Origin of the sequence: Tahibacter caeni, assembly GCF_024609805.1 — a bacterium.
GTDB classification, from domain to species: Bacteria; Pseudomonadota; Gammaproteobacteria; order Xanthomonadales; family Rhodanobacteraceae; genus Tahibacter; species Tahibacter caeni.
The window spans coordinates 1-17,131 of sequence record NZ_JANFVR010000078.1 but is presented as its reverse complement, the minus strand read 5'-3'; the positions used below and the strand labels follow the sequence as shown (position 1 = coordinate 17,131).

Here is a 17,131-nt window from a genome sequence, read left to right as displayed (position 1 = left end):
GAACGCCGGCGTCGTCGGAGCCGCGGCGATCGGCGGCGCGGCACTTTCGCCGCTCGGCGGCAGCGGCGAGCGCGTCGGCGGCGGCTCGGGCGCGTCGCCGTCGTCCTCGGGAACCGGCCAGTAGCCGAGCGCCTCGAGGCTTTCGCGCGTGACGTCGAGGATCTTCTCGCGGCCGGCGCGCTGGTCGCGCGTCGCTTCGAGGTAATACTCGATCGAGGCGATCGTGTCGGCGAGCTTGTCCATCTGCTCGGCCGTCGGCACGCGGCGCCAGCGCAGCAGCTCGACCTCGATGAAGCGCACGAGGCCGTGCATGAGCTCGGCCGGCTTGTGCAGGTCGAGCATGCGCAGCGCGCCGGAGACTTCGTCGAGCAGGCGCGGGATCTGTTCGACCTTGGCGTGATCCCAGGGCGACTCGATGAACGCGACGATGTCGTTCTTGGCCTGGGCCAGGTTCGTCGTCGCTTCCTTCATCAGCGCATCGAGGATCTTGCGCACTTCGGCCTTCGGCAGCTCCATGCCGCCGCTGCCGGTATCCTCGGGCGTGTCGGCGCCGAGGCGCTCGATGTGGTCGTCGAGCGAGGCTTCGACGTAGAGCAGCGCGCCGGCGACGTCGAGCAGGGTGCTCTCGTCGGGCGAGCGCGTCTTGTTGGCGATTTCCTCGACGATGCCGCGCTGTTCGACGACGACGCGCCGCGGCACGCCGAGGCCGAGCATGCCGAGCGTGTCGCCGACGCGGTCGAGCACGTCGACCTGCGCCATGAGCTCGGCCGGATCGTTGCCCTGGGCGCGCAGGAAGATGTCGAGCGCTTCCTTGACGCGCAGCAGGTCGTCCTTGATCGCGAGCGACACGGTGTCGAGCAGCGCGCGGTTGTGGCCCGAGATCGAGCCCTTGGCGTGTTCGAGTTCCTTCTCGCTCGGCAGCAGCGACTGCAGCCGGAAGGCCTGCCGCACTTCGGCCAGGCGCGGCGATTCGCCGTTCGCGTGAGCGACGTAATACAGCAGGTTCTTCAGCAGCTCGCGCGGCGGCGCGGACTGGAACGCGGCTTCGCCCGCGTCGACGAGGCGCTTGATCTCGCGGTCGACCTTGCCGAACAGCAGCTTGACCGCGGGACTCGCCTCGATCGCGCCGGCGCCGACGCCTTCGAGCACGGCGCTGCCGATCCACCAGACGCGGCGCGGTTCGACCGCATGGCTGATCGCGCGCACGCGGCCGAGCAGGTCGATGAGCTTGTCGGTCTCCAGGCGCGGATCGGACGCGCGCAGCCATTTCAGCAGCGAGACCTGGTAGGCCGTGCGCAGACGGCCGGCGGTGAGCTTGAGTTCGCCCTCGGGCAGCGGCTGCGCCGCGCCGTCGGCGCTGGCCGGCAGCGGCAGGCTCAGGTCCGGCGAGAACAGCACGCTTTCGGAGAACAGCTCCTCGCCGCGCACGGCGCGCAGGTCGTTGAGCAGCGGCAGCAGGACGATCGGAATGTCCTTGTGGCCGCTCTGCAGGCGCTCGAGATAGTCGGGCAGCTGCACGATGCCGCGCATCAGCACCGAATAGGCTTCTTCCTTCTGGCGGATCTCGCCGTCGAGCAGTGTCTGCGCGAGACGCTCCATTTCCTCCACGACCATCGACGCGCCGTAGAGCTCGACCATGCGCAGGGTGCCCTGCACCTGATGCAGATAGGTCGCGCAGAAGCGCATGAGGCTGGAGTCGGCGGGATCGTCGACATAGGCCTCGAGCGCCTGGCGCGCCTGCTTCAGGGTCTCGTCGAGCTCCTGCTTGACCCAGTTGAGCGTGGTGAAGTCGATGTCGTCTTGCAGTCTCATGCGCTTTTCTCTCAACGGTTGCGCAGGAAGGCGAGCGCCTGCCGGTGCGGCACGCGGCTCAAGGTGGGATGGGCGAAGCTGGTGACCTCGCCGGCGCCGAGCACCAGCAGACCGCCGGGCTTGAGCAATCCCGCCAGCGCGCCAAGCAGCTCACGCCGACGATCCCGTGCAAAGTAGATCAGTACGTTCTGGCAAAAAATCAGATCGAGCCGCTTGAGCGGCGCGCGCGCCACGTCGAGCAGATTGAACTGGGCGAAACCGACGCGCTTGCGCAGCGTCTCCTTGATCTGGAACGAGTCGGCGTCGATTTCCTCGGCATAGCGTTCGCGGTAGTCGGGCGGGATCTCGCCGAACTTGGTCCGCGGATACAGCCCGGAGCGGCCCACCGACAGGGCCGGCTGGCTCACGTCGGTCGCCGTGACGCCGAAATAGACGCGCGCGTCGTTGAACGCGCTGACGTGGCGGTCGAGCACCATCGCCAAGGTGTACGCCTCCTCGCCGGTCGAGCAGCCCACGCTCCACGCGTGCAGCGCGCCCTGGCTGCCGCTCTTGACCAGGCGCGGCAGCCACTCGTTGGCGATCAGGTCGAACGACGGCGGATGGCGGAAGAAATGCGTCTCGTGGACCGTCAGGCGGTCGACCAGCGTGGTCCACTCGATCGCGCCCTCGGGGACCTTGTGCAGATCGCGGTAATAGTCGTCGAAGCGCTCGTGGCCGGTCTCGCGCATGCGGCCGCGGACGGCCGTGACCAGGAACGGCTTGCGCGCCGGCGGCACGACGACACCCGTGCGCCGTTCGAGCATGTCCGCCCAGCGCGCGAATTCGGCATCGTCCATGCCCGGCAAGGCAGAGAGCGCCGACCAATTACCGATCGCAAGGGCCATGCGCGCCGAATCACCTCATCGTCAGGCAAGCGTCCGCCGTCAGGTCGGAAGCTTGAAGTCCGCTACCGAACGGCGCAGATCCGCGGCGAGCTGGGCCAGGTTGCCGATCGATTCGGCGGTCTGGCTCGCACCGAGCGAGGTCTGCGTCGTGATTTCCTGAATCACGTTCATGGTCGCCGAGATGTTCGTTGCAGCAGCCGACTGCTGGCGCGCCGCCTCGGAGATGTTCTGAATCAGGTCGGCGAGGTCGTTCGACACCTTTTCGATCTCGCCGAGGGCCAGGCCCGCGTCCTCGGCCAGCCGGGCGCCGGCGACCACTTCCGCAGTCGTCTGTTCCATCGAGCTGACCGCTTCGTTGGTGTCGGACTGAATCGTCTGCACCAGCGTTTCGATTCGCTTCGTCGCGTTCGACGCGCGTTCCGCGAGTCGCTGCACTTCGTCGGCGACGACCGCGAAGCCGCGGCCCGCCTCGCCGGCCGAAGCCGCCTGGATCGCGGCGTTCAACGCGAGGATGTTCGTCTGTTCCGCGATGTCGTTGATGAGTTCGACGATCGAGCCGATTTCCTGCGACGACTCGCCGAGACGCTTGATTCGCTTGGACGTCTCCTGGATCTGGTCGCGGATCGAGTCCATGCCCTGAATCGTCTGGCGCACGATGGCCGCGCCCTTGGACGCGATCTGCACCGAGCGCTGCGCCACGTCGGCCGATTCGGCGGAGTTCTTCGACACCTCGTCGATCGACACGGCGATTTCGTTGATCGCCGCCGACGCGGACGTGATCTGCTGCGCCTGATGTTCCGCGGCTTCCGCGAGGTGCATCGCAGTCGCCTGCGTTTCCTGCGCGGCGGCCGACACCTGCACGGCCGTCTCGTTGATGGTGGTCACCAGGGAGCGCAGCGCTTCGACGGCGAAGTTGACCGAGTCGGCGATCGCGCCCGTGATGTCCTCGGTGACGGTCGCCTTGACAGTGAGGTCGCCTTCGGCGAGCGATCCCATTTCGTCGAGCAGCCGCAGAATGGCTTCCTGGTTGCGCTGGTTCAGTTCGGCCGTGACCGAGTAGCGGCGGCGCTGGTCGCGCGCCTGGGCGATCAGCAGGATGACGAGCAGCGCGGCAGCGACGGCCGCGGCGATCAGGCCCCACCAGACGTTCGGGAACAGGCGCTTGTTGGACAACTCGCCGATCTTCGTCGCGACGTCGTTGGCGCGCAACAGCACGGTCTGCGAGTCGCCGAAGATATTGTCGGCGGATTCCTTGACTTCCTGCAGGCTGGAGGCGGAATCGAGGATCTTCTGCACCGGCTCGGCCATGCCGGTCCACTTGGCGTAGATGTCGGTCAGGATCTCGCGGCCGTTGGCGTTGTCGAGCGCCTTGATGTTGAAGTCGGGGGAGCCGTTGATCAGGCCGTTGAGCACGGCGCCGTAGAGCCGCGCATCGCGCGAGAAGCCGTCGGCCGCGGACTGGGCGCCCTGGCCGCCGAGCAGGATTTCCTGCACGCGGCGGATCATGCGGTCGGCCAGCAGCATCTGGCGCATCGAGATCTGCACCTGCTGGGTCGAGCCGCTGCGGTTGGTCAGGATGTTGACCACCTCGTCCATGCGCGAGTTGAGGATCGGGATCTGGCCGGAGAAGTCGCTCGCGGTCGCGGCGGAGCTGAGCACGAGCTCCTTGTTGCCGAGGATCTTCGTCGCGTTGGTGTTCAGCGAAGCCCAGGCGCGGCTGAGTTCCTGCAGCTGCTTGGTGACGATGGCTTCCTCGGCATAGCCGGGCATGCCTTCCTTTTCGTCGCCGCGGTTCAGCGCCTGGATGTACTTGTCGATGTTGTTGCGCGTCGCCTCGAGCTCCTTGAAGGCGTCGATGTTGCCGCCTGCGGATTCGGAGGCGTACTTCGCGATCGACTGCGACAACACCTGGATCTGCGTGGTCAGCGCCACAGCCTGGCGGTCGTCGTTGTTCTTCTTGTTGAGCAGGAAGAAGTCGACTGCGGCCACGGCGAGTGCCAGCAGCAGAAGAATGATCAGCCAAGTATTCGTGCCCGACGCACGTTCCTTGACGGCCCCCGATGTTGTGCTCATGCCTTCACCTCAACAGCCAATGAGTTCGCCCCGCGTCTTGGTGGCTGGACCGCGCGCGGGATTACGCCGATGCTTGCAGGAATTCCGGTGTGCGGACCAGCGCTGTCATGCTGAACAGCCCCCAGAACACGTCCCCCAACTGGTAGCGCTCGGGTACGAAACGGCCATAGCGCGAGTCGGATTCCGCTTCCGCCTCGGCGCGTTGTTCGTCGGAAAAATTGCGCTGTCCCAGCACTTCGTCGACGAGCAGTCCGACGCTGCCGCCGTGCTGGCGGATGATGAGTACGCGACTGGAGTCGGCCAGCGCACTGCGCTCGGCTTCGACGAAGTTGCGCAGGTCGACGATCGGCACGAGGTTGCCGCGCACGTTGGCCACGCCGAGCAGCCACGGCCGCGTGCCCGGCACGACGGTCAGCTGCGGGAACGTCAGGATTTCGTTGACCTCGGCGATGCTCGACACGAGGTAGCGCGTACCGACGCGGAAGCCGATGCCGCGCCAGAGGCCGGAAGCCTCGACTTCCTCGGGCATGCCTGCAATGTGCGCAAGACTGCGCCGCTCGTAGTCGGCGAGCACTTCGAACGGAGTCAGTTGCAGCGTGTCGGTCGTTGCAGACATGGGGTCGAGGCTCAACTCGGCAACAGGGTCTGGATTCGGGCGAGCAGTTCCTTCTCGCTCACCGGCTTGGTCACGAAGTCCTTCGCCCCCTGGCGCAGACCCCAGACGCGGTCCGTCTCCATCGATTTCGTCGTCACGATGAGGATCGGAATATGCGCCGTGGCTTCGTCGCGGCTCAAGGTTCGAGTCGCCTGGAAGCCGTTCATGCCCGGCATGATCACGTCCATGATGACGAGATCGGGCCGCTCGCGCTTCACCGCGACTATGCCGTCCTCGGCATTGGCCGCGCTGCTGACGCGATGACCCGCCTTTTCCAGCAGCGTCGTGAAGACGCGGATGTCGGTCGGCGAGTCGTCAATGATCAGAATGTGAGCCATCGCTTCCCCCTGTGAGCGCCATGGCGTTACCCCCTAAAGCTGCCGCTGTGGCGTCACGCTTTCAGATCCACGTGGCGCCGGATCGCGCCGAGGAGCTCTTCCCGGGTAAACGGTTTGGTCAAATACTGTTCCGAGCCGACTATGCGGCCGCGGGCCTTGTCGAACAGACCGTCCTTGGAAGACAGCATGATCACGGGCGTGCCCTTGAACATCTGATTGTTCTTGATGAGCGCGCAGGTCTGATAACCGTCGAGCCGCGGCATCATGATGTCGACGAAGATGATGTGCGGCTGGTGATCGGAGATCTTCGCCAGCGCCTCAAAGCCGTCGGTCGCGGTGACGACGTCGGCGCCTTCCTTCTTCAGCAGCGTCTCGGCCGTGCGGCGTATGGTCTTCGAGTCGTCGATGACCATCACCTTCATGCCGCTCAGACTGCCCGATTTCGTCGCGTCTTCCACGTACCCTCCAAGCCACCGTTCTGCGGCACGGGGGAATCCCCATGCACGAGCCTTGCCATTACCACTGCGACGTCGTTCTGCAACCTTGCCGCAGCGCTGCACGGGGCGCCGGAGCCGGGCTTTTCCGCTGTTTAACCGCTAGTCAGCGAACGTGTCAAGTTCGTCGCCTAAGTTGCTGCCGTCGCTTAGGAACCTCGTTCCGGCGGCGCTCCCCGCACGCTCGGCGAGAGTCTAGCGCGATGCTAGTACAGATGGCACCTGCACGGGCATCATCGGCACTTCCCGCCTTTGCCAGGACCCGCGTGCATGGCCCGCACCCTCGTCGTGCTGATGGACCCCATCGCCACGATTACGCCCAAAAAGGACTCGACCCTGGCGATGCTGCTGGAGGCCCAGCGGCGCGGCTGGCGGCTGCGCTACTGCACCCAGGGCGACCTGGCCGTGCGCCAGGGAGAGGCCTGGGCCCGGCTCGCGCCGCTGACCGTCGAGGACGATCCGTACCGCTGGTTCGCGCTCGAAGCGGCCGAATGGCAGCCGCTGGCCGGCGTCGACGCGGTGCTCGCGCGCAAAGACCCGCCGGTCGACCCCCAGTTCATCTACGACACGATGGTACTAGACCTGGCCCGGGCCGCCGGCACCCTGGTCGTCAACGACCCGCGCGGCCTGCGCGACATGAACGAGAAGTTGTTCACCCTGTCCTTCCCGCAGTGCTGCGCGCCGACCCTGGTCGCGCGCGACCGCGGCGAGCTGCGCCGCTTCGCGGCCGAGCACGGCCAGATCGTGCTCAAGCCCCTGGACGGCATGGGCGGCCGCGGCATCTTCCGCTCCGGACACGGCGACCCGAACCTGAACTCGATCCTGGAGACGCTCACGCTGAACGGCCGCGCGTTCGCGCTGGCGCAGAAATACCTGCCGGCCATCGTCGACGGCGACAAGCGCATCCTGCTGATCGACGGCGAACCGGTGCCGTATGCGCTCGCGCGCATCCCGCAGGGCGACGACTTCCGCGGCAACCTCGCCGCCGGCGGCCGCGGCGAAGGCCGGCCGCTGACCGAGCGCGACCGCTGGATCGCGGCCCAGGTCGGCCCCGAGCTCAAGCGCCGCGGCATGATCTTCGTCGGCCTCGACGTGATCGGCGACTGGCTGACCGAGATCAACGTCACATCTCCGACCTGCATCCGCGAGCTCGACGCTCAGTTCGGGCTTAACATCGCCGGATCCCTGTTCGACTGCATCGAAAGCAAACTCGCGTGAGCACGACCCGACCCGCGTCCGGCGCCGACCGTTTCGGCGTGACTCTGCTGTTCTCGCTGATCGCGCACGCGGTGGTGATCCTCGGCGTCACGTTCACCTATGCGACGCCGGCCTCGCGCCTGCCGGCGCTGGACGTGATCCTGATCCAGGCCACGAACAAGGAAAAACCCGACAAGGCCGACTTCCTCGCGCAGAGCAGCAACGCCGGCGGCGGCGACCGGGACGAGGCGCGCCGGCCGGCCGATCCGCTATCGAGCCCGGTGCCTAAGCCCACGCCCGGCGTCGCGCCGCGTCCGCTCGACGCCGGCGCCCCGCAGCCCAAGCCGGCGACGCCGACCGAGGTGCTGACGCAGAAGCGCGCCGACTTCGCCGTGACCACCGCGCGCGAGGCGCCCGAATCGCCGAGCCTGCCCAAGCCGCCGGCGCAGGAGCTCGTCGAGCACAGCGCGGAAATGGCCCAGCTGGCCCAGGAATACCAGCGCCAGCGCGAGTCCTACGCGAAGCGCCCGAAGAAGAAGTTCCTGTCGGCCAACACCAAGGAATACGCCTACGCCTCGTACCTCGCCGGCTGGGCCGCGCGCATCGAGCGCATCGGCAACCTGAACTATCCGGACGAGGCGCGCCGCCAGCAGCTGCACGGCGACGTGCTGCTGACCGTCACCTTGAACAAGGACGGCAGCGTCAAGCGCATGGATGTGATCCAGGGCTCGGGCCACAAGGTGCTCGACGACGCCGTGCAGCGCATCGTGCAGCTGGCCGCGCCGTTCCCGCCAATCCCGAAGACCGGCGAGGACATCGACGAGCTCTACATCACGCGCACCTGGCAATTCCTGCCCGGCGACGTGCTGCGTAACCGCTGAGGCGCGGGGCGGCCGATGAGTACCGGCCACAGCCTGGGCGCGCAGCGGGCGGCCGGCGAATGCCGCTCGAAAATGCCGCTACAATCGGCGCCCATGAGTTCCTTCGCCTCGTTATCCAATCAGCTGCTCATCGCGATGCCGGCGATGCGCGATCCCAATTTCGCGCGCGGCGTCACCTTCGTCTGCCAGCACAACGAGGACGGCGCGATGGGCCTGCTGGTCAATCGCCTGTCGGAATACCGCCTCGGCGACGTGCTCGCGCAGATGAACCTGTCCTCGGAGCTCATCGAGGTCAACGACGCGCCGGTGCTGATCGGCGGGCCGGTGCAGCCCGAGCGCGGCTTCGTGCTGCATGCGCCGGGCGGCAACTGGGAATCCTCGTTCCGCATCTCCGAACGCATCTCGGTCACGACCTCGCGCGACATCCTGATCGCGATGGCTGCCGGCGAAGGTCCCGAGCATGCCGTCGTCGCGCTGGGCTATGCGGGCTGGAGCCCGGGCCAGCTCGAACAGGAACTGCTCGACAATGCCTGGCTCACGGTGGCGGTGCGCGAACAGCTGCTGTTCGACACGCCGCTCGACGAGCGCTGGGACGCCGCCGCAGCACTGCTCGGCGTCAGCAGCATGGCCCAGCTGACCGACTATGCCGGCCATGCCTGAATACGGCAGCACGCACTCCCCTTGCCACGCCGACGGCCGCGATGCGGCAGGCTGACGCGCGCCGCAGCGCGCTCGGGCTGCGATGAACGTGCTGGGCTTCGATTACGGCAGCCGGCTGATCGGCGTCGCGCTGGGCAACCGGCTGACCGGCACGGCGCGTCCGCTCGGCGTGGTCACCAACGGCGGCAACGGCCCGGACTGGGAACGCATCGACCGCTGGGTACGCGAATGGCAGCCCGACGCGCTCCTCGTCGGCCTGCCGCTGACCCTCGACGGCGCCGAGCAGCCAGCCAGCCGCGGCGCGCGCGCGTTCGCCGCCGCCCTGGTCAAGCGCTGCGGCCTGCCGCTGCACCTCGTCGACGAGCGGCGCAGCTCCATCGAGGCCGCCCGGCGCTTCGCCCAGCGCCGCGCCGCCGGGCTGGCCAAGCGCAAACAGGTGGCCGACATCGATGCGGTGGCCGCCGAAGTCATCACCGAAACCTGGCTCGCCGATCCCTCATGACGCTTTCCGACCCGCCCGACACGCCGCGCCGCCTGCGCCACCTGATCAGCCTCGAACATCTGTCCGCCGCGCAGATCCTGCATCTGCTCGACCGAGCGGAACGCATGCGCGAGCAATGGCTCGCCGACCGGCATGCGCTGGGCCTACTGCAGGGCCGCGCCGTGGTCAACCTGTTCTTCGAGAACTCCACGCGCACGCGCACCTCGTTCGACCTGGCCGCCAAGCGCCTCGGCGCCGACGTCATCAACTTCGACATCGCCAATTCCTCGACCAGCAAGGGCGAGTCGCTCGTCGACACCCTGCACACGCTCGAAGCCATGCACTGCGACGCGTTCGTCGTGCGCCACAAGGAAAACGGCACGGCCGAGTTCCTCGCCCGCCACGTGCGCGGCTCGGCCAGCGTCGTCAACGCCGGCGACGGCAACAACGCGCATCCGACCCAGGGCCTGCTCGACGCGTTCACGATCCGCCGCCACCGGCCCGACTTCGCCGCGCTGCGCGTGCTGATCTGCGGCGACATCCTGCATTCGCGCGTCGCGCGTTCGGACATCCACGCGCTGCGCACGCTCGGCGTCGGCCACCTGCGCGTCTGCGCGCCGGCCAACCTGCTGCCGGCCCAGGACGCGCTGCCCGGCTGCGAGATCGTCGAGGACTTCGACGCGGCACTGGACGGCGTCGACGTCATCGTGATGCTGCGCCTGCAGAAAGAGCGCATGCAGCAGGCGCAGGTGCCGTCGGAACAGGCCTACTACGCGCGCTACGGCCTCGATGCACGCCGCCTGCGCATCGCCCGGCCGGACTGCCTCGTCATGCATCCGGGCCCGATCAACCGCGAAGTGGAAATCGCCTCGGCCGTCGCCGACGGCGCACAATCGTGCATCCTCGAACAGGTCTCCAACGGCGTGTTCGTGCGGATGGCGGTGCTGGCCGAACTGCTGGGCGCCTGACGGCGCGTTCGGCGGCAGCCGCCGCCGTCGTTTGTAGTGCGCAATCGTCCGTGCGGCCCCGCGGTCCGCACCGTGTTTCCACCCTGGGGAATGCCTATGTCCGCCCTCGTCCGACGTGTCGCTCCGCTCGCCCTGCTGCTGGCCCTGGCCGGCTGCGGCAGCAAGCCCGACGCCAACGCGCCGCTGGCCTTCGTGCCGGCGGACACGCCTTACGTCTTCGCCAATCTCGAGCCCATGCCGCAGCCGGTCATCGACCAGTGGTCGCAGACCACGCGCGAGGTCTGGCCGATCTCGCTGACCATGTACCGGCGCCTGCTCGACAAGGCCGAAGCCGAAGCGCCGAACGCGGTTCCGGTCAAGGCCGCGCGCGCGCTGCTCGACGAAGTTTCCGGGCACGTCAGCGCCGGCACCACCGAGGCGCTCGGCATCAAGGGCAGCGCACACATGGCCGTCTACGGCGTGGGCGTGCTGCCGGTGATGCGCCTGGAGCTGGCCGACCCGGCCAAGCTGCGCGCGGCGATCGCCCGCGTCGAGGCCAAGGCCGGCGCGCAGCTGCCGACGGCCAGGCTCGGCGAGCTCGAATACTGGACCTTGCCGATCGAGAAGGCCCAGCTGCTGCTCGGCATCGTCGACGGGCAGCTCGTGCTCAGCGTCGCGCCGGCCGCGGCCAGCGAGGATCTGCGCAAGCGACTGCTGGGCCTGACGCGTCCGGCCAAGCCGCTGGATCCGGCGAGCCTGGCCGCTCTGAACAAGCGCTACGGCTACCTGCCGTACAGCTCGGGCTATGTCGATTTCGTGCGTCTCGTCGATTTCCTCGGCGACGAGACCAATCCGCTGCGCCGCGAACTCGCGGGCACCGTCGGCGACATGCCGCCGCTGGACGCGACCTGCAAGGCCGAAGTGCGCTCCATCGTGGCCAAGTTCCCGCGCCTCGTCGCCGGCTATACGCAGCTCGAACCCAAGCGCATGACCGTGCACGCTCAGCTCGAGCTCGAGCCGGCGCTGGCCAAGGACTTCGCCGCGAGCCTGGTCGCCGCGCCCGGCACCGCCGCCGCCGCCGAGGGCCTGACCGATTTCGCGCTCGCGCTGCCCGTGCTCAAGCAGAAGGCGTTCTGGCTCAAGCAGGCCAAGGCCGTCGTCGAGAAGCCCTATGCCTGCGCCGAACTGGCCGACCTCAACGAAGGCTTCGCCAAGTTCAAGCAGAGCCTCGACACGACGATTCCGCCGCCGGCCAGCGACCTGGCCGGCCTGCGCGTGCAGCTCAGCAAGCTCGATTTCGCCGCCGGCAAGGAAAAGCCCGAGGTCGCCGGCAAGCTCGTCGTCGCGCTGAACAATCCGGCCGGCGCCGTCGCGATGGCCCAGCTCGTGCTGCCCGCACTCAAGGACCTCAAGCTGACCGCCGACGGCAAGCCCGTCGCGCTGCCGGCCGGCCTCGCGCCGCCGCCGGTGCCGCCGCTGTTCCTCGCCATGGACAACCAGGCGCTGGCCCTGTCGGCCGGCGCCGGAGAGGAAGCCGGTCTCTCCGCGTTCCTGACCGCGCCGGCAGCGAAGGAACCGGTGTTCCTGCGCATGCAGCTGACCGGCGCGATGTACGGCCGCTTCGGCGGCATGTTCGACGCGATGGGCGCTCTGATTCCGGCCGAGCAGCGCGCCGATCTCGAGGGGCAGAAACAGCTGTTCGCGCTGTACGAGAAATGGTTCGCCCGCATCGCGTTCACCTTGACCGCGAACGACGCCGGCGTCGCCATGCACGAAACCGTGGAAATGCGCTGAACCCGGCGGCGGCGGCGCCAGCCGCCGCGGCCTGCTGCGCAGAGGCCGGCAGGCCGTCGGGCCGCCGTCCTCGATGACCTTGCGGCCTGGCCGTCCAGCTCGGGCCTATCTCCCCGCTCAAAGTTCCGGCATGAGTCTCTAATTGGGGGCTGCGGCCAAGCCGCTGCAGCGCCGTCCGTGCCGATGTCGCCACACTGAACTTCGTCGAGTCTCAATGGCCTCTGCGGCCAAGCCGCTGCAGCCAACCCGAAACAGGCCCACGTTGCTCTCCTTGAAGGTCTCAATGGCCTCTGCGGCCAAGCCGTTGCAGCCCCCAGGTGCCTGTGCCCCTGAGGATCCCTGGTTGGTCTCAATGGCCTCTGCGGCCAAGCCGCTGCAGCCGTGGAAGATCTGGCCAAGAAGGTGACAGACCTCAAGTCTCAATGGCCTCTGCGGCCAAGCCGCTGCAGCCCACATCAAGTCGCTCGTGCGCGGCACCGTTACGAGTCTCAATGGCCTATGCGGCCAAGCCGCTGCAGCCGCCGCCATCGTTCTCGTCTCCCTCATCGGGGGTGAAGTCTCAATGGCCTCTGCGGCCAAGCCGCTGCAGCCGCAGTCAACGCGGCGGAAACGGTAGCCGAGCTGTCCGTCTCAATGGCCTCTGCGGCCAAGCCGCTGCAGCGCAACGCGGCTGGTCAGCTCGACCAGTGGGTGATTCTGTCTCAATGGCCTCTGCGGCCAAGCCGCTGCAGCCGGTCGGCGGCGGCTGCTGCGTCCCGATCAACCACTAGTCTCAATGGCCTCTGCGGCCAAGCCGCTGCAGCCCGCACCTTCGGCCGCGACGACGTGTTCTGCCCCGAGTCTCAATGGCCTCTGCGGCCAAGCCGCTGCAGCGCCGGAACAGCATCATCATCCCGTCCTGCGAACCGTACTGTCTCAATGGCCTCTGCGGCCAAGCCGCTGCAGCGACTACATCTACGGCCTGTTGCCGAACCCGCTCGACGTCTCAATGGCCTCTGCGGCCAAGCCGCTGCAGCCGGCCCGATGGCCGACACCGCCTATACCTTCAGTCTCAATGGCCTCTGCGGCCAAGCCGCTGCAGCCTACTTCGAGGGCGCCGATGGTGGCACCCGCGTGCGGTCTCAATGGCCTCTGCGGCCAAGCCGCTGCAGCAAAACTGGTTGAGAGTTTGTTTCAATATTTAAGTCTCAATGGCCTCTGCGGCCAAGCCGCTGCAGCTGTTCTACTGCGAGATTCACGGGAGAATGTTCGGTCTCAATGGCCTCTGCGGCCAAGCCGCTGCAGCCGTGGAACCTCACTCTCTCTGACACAGGTTGGAAGGTCTCAATGGCCTCTGCGGCCAAGCCGCTGCAGCGAGGAAGAGAGCCACCTCGAGGACAAGAAGGAGTCTCAATGGCCTCTGCGGCCAAGCCGCTGCAGCCCAAAGCCGAAGTCGACGCCTTCGGCGCTGCCTTGGTCTCAATGGCCTCTGCGGCCAAGCCGCTGCAGCTGATCGGGCCGGGCGGCATCAAGCCGGGCTACAAAAGGTCTCAATGGCCTCTGCGGCCAAGCCGCTGCAGCCGCCTGAACGCCTCTTCACCGTGCATATCACCAGGTCTCAATGGCCTCTGCGGCCAAGCCGCTGCAGCAAGACCGTCGCTGCCAGCACTGCCGCCGCGTTGGGTCTCAATGGCCTCTGCGGCCAAGCCGCTGCAGCATCCCGGGTGACTGGCTCACCCTGCTCAGGCATAAAGTCTCAATGGCCTCTGCGGCCAAGCCGCTGCAGCTTCACATCCGCCCGCTGAAGGCGCGTTACGGCCGCATGTCTCAATGGCCTCTGCGGCCAAGCCGCTGCAGCCTGAAACTTGCCATGGGGCGAGTCGAACAGCAGCGGTCTCAATGGCCTCTGCGGCCAAGCCGCTGCAGCCGTGCTGCCGAAGATTTTCAGAGGCTCTCTGCCATCCGTCTCAATGGCCTCTGCGGCCAAGCCGCTGCAGCGGCACTCCTTTTTTCGCCAATCGGAGCAAGGAGGTAGCGCGATGTTTGCACCGACCTCCGGCGCGCCGCAACAGCGGCGCCCCGGATTGCCGGGGCCAAGGGGTATTCCGATCCCAATAATCCTCTGTTGTCAAAGCTGCACCAACCGTTCTTGTCGCAGGCAGTGACGATAACGGCGCAACAGGCTGTCGCCGTGAACTTTTTTCGCATGATCGGCGTTCCTGGCACGGCACGGAAACCGGTTGCTGCAGGAGTGTTCCGTCGCGACCGGGCGCGGATCATACGACGACCGCCGCGGCCGGCAGACACGGCGCCGGCGCGCCGATCGCGCCGGCGGCGGCAAAGGCGTCGCGGTTCAGCCCGTACCAGCGCAACTGCCCCGGAAACGGCGGCGGACACAGTGCATGCAGATCCTGCACCAGCCGGCGGAACGCGGCGTCGCTCCTGACGGTGATCTCGAACACCGACTCCTGCACGCGCAGGCCGTCGCGCAGCAGGCGCCGGGCGATCTGCTCGCGCAGGCGGGTATCGGCGATATCGTAGGCGACGAGATAGCACTTCATCGGAATCGCGGCGCCGCAAACGGCTGCCGGCCATCGAAGGCGGCCACGAGACGGCTGGCCTGCTGTTGCAACTGGCCGTAGAGGCCGAGCGCCTGAGCCGCATGATTGGCGCGCAGCGGAGCCTGGAAACGCTGCTGCATGGCCAGAATGAAGCCGCGCCGCGCCGGCGGCGCGAGCCAGCAGGCGCCGTCGGCGCGCAGGACGAAATCGTCGGCGCGGAACTCGCTACGGTTGAGCTGACTCGGCACCTGGCGTTCGACGATGAAGCGGAACGGCTCGACGAAATCGGAGGCGAGCGCGGCATGCGTGCCGCGGGGCTGGTGATAGACGCCGAGCCGCGGATTCAGGCGAGCGGGCCAGCAGCACCGCATGGGCGGCCTGGTGCAGCAGCGTATGGCCCAGCGACAGCAGGGCATTCACCGGGTCACGCGGCGGACGGCGCGTCCGCGCCGCAAAGTCGAATCCTTCCGGCAGCAACTCGCCGAAAACGGCGAAGTAACGTCCTGCCGCCTGCCCTTCCACGCCGCGCAGCACGTCGACGTCGGCCGCCTTCTCGACATCGCCGAGTACGCGCCGGAGCACGTCGATGGTCGCCGGCGCGGCGCGGCGGCGGGTGAGCACGGTCATCAGCGAAGAATCCGGCGTGAACACGACGACCAACCTGCGCGCCGCATCAACGGCGATTGCCGCAGCCTCGTGCCCGGTTTTTTTCGATGCCGGGAACTCCGCCGTCCCGTGATCCGGCCGCCGCTCCGGCCGACGTCAGCGCCGGCCGTGCGGGCCTTGCTGCCCGCGGTCGACCGCCGGGGCGAAGGCCGTATGCGGCTGCGGCGCGGCAGAAGCAGGCGTTTTTTCGCCGGCCGACCACCGGCTCGGCTGGGCCGCGGCGCTCCTGCGATCCGGGACCCCGCGCGCGGCCTGCGCTACTGGTCGGCCAGCTCCCAGCGGAACTCCATCTCCTCGCGCGCGCCCATGGCGTGGCGCAGCGCCGACAGCAGCGCGGCTTCGGCGCCGCGCTCGGCCAGATAGTCCAGCGTGTCGCGATCCACGAAGTAGTCGTGGTCGGTGCTCGATTCCTCCTCGAGCACGTCGATCAGGAAATCGAGATCGGCGCGCTCGATGCGCGCGAGCTCGCGGCCGTCCTGCACGTCGATCAGGCGTATCGGGCCCATGGCGCGCTCAGCTCTCCATGAGCTCGACGCCGTCGAGTCCCTGGCTCAGGGTGTGCGCGTCGCCGCCCTGGGCGAGCTTGATGCGCAGACGGACTTCGTTGGCCGAGTCCGCATGGCGCAGCGCGTCCTCGTAGCTGATCTCGCCGGCCTGATAGAGCTCGAACAGGCTCTGGTCGAACGTGCGCATGCCGAGGTTCGTCGACTCCTTCATGACGTCCTTGAGCTTGTGCACTTCGCCCTTGCGTATGTAGTCCTGCACGAGCGGCGTGCCGAGCATGATTTCCATCGCGACGCGGCGCGCCTTGCCGTCGGGGGTCGGAATCAGCTGCTGCGCGACGATGCCCTTGAGGTTCAGCGACAGGTCCATGAACAGCTGTTCGCGGCGGTCCTCGCCGAAGAAGTGGATGATGCGGTCCAGCGCCTGGTTCGCGTTGTTCGCGTGCAGGGTGCACAGGCAGAGATGGCCGGTCTCGGAGAAATTGATCGCGTGCTCCATCGTCTCGCGCGTGCGCACTTCGCCGATCAGGATCACGTCGGGCGCCTGGCGCAGCGTATTCTTCAGCGCGTTCTCCCAGGAGTCGGTGTCGATGCCGAGCTCGCGCTGGGTGATGATGCAGCCCTCGTGCTTGTGCACGTACTCGATCGGGTCCTCGATCGTGATGATGTGGCCGGTCGAGTTCTGGTTGCGGTAGCCGACCATCGCCGCGAGCGAGGTCGACTTGCCGGTGCCGGTCGCGCCGACGAAGATGATGATGCCGCGCTTGGTCATCGCGAGCGTCTTGATCACGGCCGGCAGCGCGAGCTCGTCGATCGTCGGGATCTTGGTCTCGATGCGGCGCAGGACCATGCCGACGCAGTTGCGCTGGTAGAAGCACGACACGCGGAAGCGGCCGACGCCGGTCACGCTGATCGCGAACTGGCATTCGTGCGTCTTTTCGAACTCCTCGCGCTGCGACGGCGTCATCACGTTCAGCACCATGTCGCGCGACTGCTGCGGCGTCAGCGGGTTCTGCGTGATCGGGCTGATGCGGCCGTGCACCTTCATCGACGGCGCGACGCCGGCCGTGATGAAAAGGTCCGAGGCCTTCTTGTGCACCATCAGCTTCAGAAACGAGGTGAAATCTACGCTGCTCATTGCCTGCTCCGATTGCTGCGGCCGCCGCCGCGGCGAGGCGCCGCGCCGGCCTGCCGGCGACCGCGGGC

The 17,131-nt window shown here is 67.6% G+C and carries 17 protein-coding genes, 1 pseudogene and 1 CRISPR repeat array; of the genes and pseudogenes, 7 read left to right on the top strand and 11 right to left on the bottom strand.

The features are described from left to right. The 6 genes from NON22_RS09335 to pilG all read right to left on the bottom strand — a co-directional run. On the bottom strand, positions 1 to 1,812 hold a 1,812-nt coding region (locus tag NON22_RS09335), incomplete at its 3' end, for a FimL-related protein (protein WP_257386661.1). 11 nt (positions 1,813 to 1,823) lie between these two features. Next, the gene (locus tag NON22_RS09330; protein WP_257386660.1) at positions 1,824 to 2,696 is read right to left on the bottom strand and encodes a CheR family methyltransferase; all 873 of its coding nucleotides are present in this window, start codon (positions 2,694 to 2,696) and stop codon (positions 1,824 to 1,826) included. 39 nt (positions 2,697 to 2,735) lie between these two features. After that, a complete protein-coding gene (locus NON22_RS09325) occupies positions 2,736 to 4,769 on the bottom strand; it encodes a methyl-accepting chemotaxis protein (RefSeq protein WP_257386659.1) in 2,034 nt (677 codons plus the stop codon). A gap of 61 nt (positions 4,770 to 4,830) precedes the next feature. Continuing rightward, the gene (locus NON22_RS09320; RefSeq protein WP_257386658.1) at positions 4,831 to 5,385 is read right to left on the bottom strand and encodes a chemotaxis protein CheW; all 555 of its coding nucleotides are present in this window, start codon (positions 5,383 to 5,385) and stop codon (positions 4,831 to 4,833) included. An 11-nt stretch (positions 5,386 to 5,396) separates the two neighbouring features. Next, entirely contained in the window at positions 5,397 to 5,762 is a 366-nt protein-coding gene (locus NON22_RS09315) for a response regulator (RefSeq protein WP_257386657.1), read from the bottom strand. Positions 5,763 to 5,815: 53 nt separating this feature from the next. Next, the gene (pilG, locus tag NON22_RS09310; RefSeq protein WP_243746142.1) at positions 5,816 to 6,184 is read right to left on the bottom strand and encodes a twitching motility response regulator PilG; all 369 of its coding nucleotides are present in this window, start codon (positions 6,182 to 6,184) and stop codon (positions 5,816 to 5,818) included. Positions 6,185 to 6,526: 342 nt separating this feature from the next. Between pilG and gshB the strand changes: the two genes are divergently transcribed. The 6 genes from gshB (at position 6,527) to NON22_RS09280 (ending at position 12,216) form a co-directional block, all read left to right on the top strand. Next, positions 6,527 to 7,474 carry a glutathione synthase gene (gene gshB, locus NON22_RS09305; RefSeq protein ID WP_257386656.1) on the top strand — a complete coding sequence of 316 codons (948 nt, stop codon included), beginning with the start codon at positions 6,527 to 6,529 and terminating at the stop codon, positions 7,472 to 7,474. After that, complete coding sequence (locus tag NON22_RS09300) at positions 7,471 to 8,334, top strand: energy transducer TonB (protein WP_257386655.1); 864 nt, start codon at positions 7,471 to 7,473, stop codon at positions 8,332 to 8,334. Before gshB ends, NON22_RS09300 begins: the two co-directional genes overlap by 4 nt. 93 nt (positions 8,335 to 8,427) lie before the next feature. Further along, positions 8,428 to 8,994 (top strand): YqgE/AlgH family protein, encoded by a 567-nt coding sequence (locus NON22_RS09295; protein WP_257386654.1) that lies wholly within the window; start codon positions 8,428 to 8,430, stop codon positions 8,992 to 8,994. Positions 8,995 to 9,076: 82 nt separating this feature from the next. Next, a complete protein-coding gene (ruvX, locus tag NON22_RS09290) occupies positions 9,077 to 9,496 on the top strand; it encodes a Holliday junction resolvase RuvX (protein ID WP_257386653.1) in 420 nt (139 codons plus the stop codon). Then, complete coding sequence (locus NON22_RS09285) at positions 9,493 to 10,443, top strand: aspartate carbamoyltransferase catalytic subunit (protein ID WP_257386652.1); 951 nt, start codon at positions 9,493 to 9,495, stop codon at positions 10,441 to 10,443. The genes ruvX and NON22_RS09285 overlap by 4 nt, the downstream gene beginning before the upstream one ends. A 96-nt stretch (positions 10,444 to 10,539) precedes the next feature. Then, the gene (locus NON22_RS09280; RefSeq protein WP_257386651.1) at positions 10,540 to 12,216 is read left to right on the top strand and encodes a hypothetical protein; all 1,677 of its coding nucleotides are present in this window, start codon (positions 10,540 to 10,542) and stop codon (positions 12,214 to 12,216) included. A gap of 136 nt (positions 12,217 to 12,352) precedes the next feature. Further along, a CRISPR array of direct repeats spans positions 12,353 to 14,193; the repeat unit is 34 nt; unit sequence GTCTCAATGGCCTCTGCGGCCAAGCCGCTGCAGC. 278 nt (positions 14,194 to 14,471) lie between these two features. Here NON22_RS09280 and cas2 read toward each other — a convergent pair. The 3 genes and pseudogenes from cas2 to NON22_RS24970 form a co-directional block, all read right to left on the bottom strand. Beyond that, positions 14,472 to 14,756 carry a CRISPR-associated endonuclease Cas2 gene (cas2, locus tag NON22_RS09275; RefSeq protein ID WP_257386650.1) on the bottom strand — a complete coding sequence of 95 codons (285 nt, stop codon included), beginning with the start codon at positions 14,754 to 14,756 and terminating at the stop codon, positions 14,472 to 14,474. Further along, positions 14,753 to 15,127, bottom strand: a complete 375-nt coding sequence (locus NON22_RS09270) for a CRISPR-associated endonuclease Cas1 (RefSeq protein ID WP_257386649.1) — start codon at positions 15,125 to 15,127, stop codon at positions 14,753 to 14,755. Before NON22_RS09270 ends, cas2 begins: the two co-directional genes overlap by 4 nt. A 55-nt stretch (positions 15,128 to 15,182) precedes the next feature. Next, positions 15,183 to 15,383: pseudogene (locus NON22_RS24970) on the bottom strand (CRISPR-associated endonuclease Cas1); the annotation flags it as partial. Between NON22_RS24970 and NON22_RS09265 the strand changes: the two are divergent. After that, positions 15,343 to 15,495, top strand: a complete 153-nt coding sequence (locus NON22_RS09265) for a hypothetical protein (RefSeq protein ID WP_257386648.1) — start codon at positions 15,343 to 15,345, stop codon at positions 15,493 to 15,495. The pseudogene NON22_RS24970 and the gene NON22_RS09265 overlap by 41 nt on opposite strands. A 184-nt stretch (positions 15,496 to 15,679) precedes the next feature. Here the strand turns inward: NON22_RS09265 and NON22_RS09260 are convergent, their stop codons facing one another. Both NON22_RS09260 and NON22_RS09255 read right to left on the bottom strand, forming a co-directional pair. Beyond that, positions 15,680 to 15,928, bottom strand: a complete 249-nt coding sequence (locus NON22_RS09260; protein ID WP_257386647.1) for a hypothetical protein — start codon at positions 15,926 to 15,928, stop codon at positions 15,680 to 15,682. A 7-nt stretch (positions 15,929 to 15,935) separates the two neighbouring features. Beyond that, positions 15,936 to 17,063 carry a PilT/PilU family type 4a pilus ATPase gene (locus NON22_RS09255; RefSeq protein ID WP_257386646.1) on the bottom strand — a complete coding sequence of 376 codons (1,128 nt, stop codon included), beginning with the start codon at positions 17,061 to 17,063 and terminating at the stop codon, positions 15,936 to 15,938. Positions 17,064 to 17,131 lie beyond the last annotated feature (68 nt).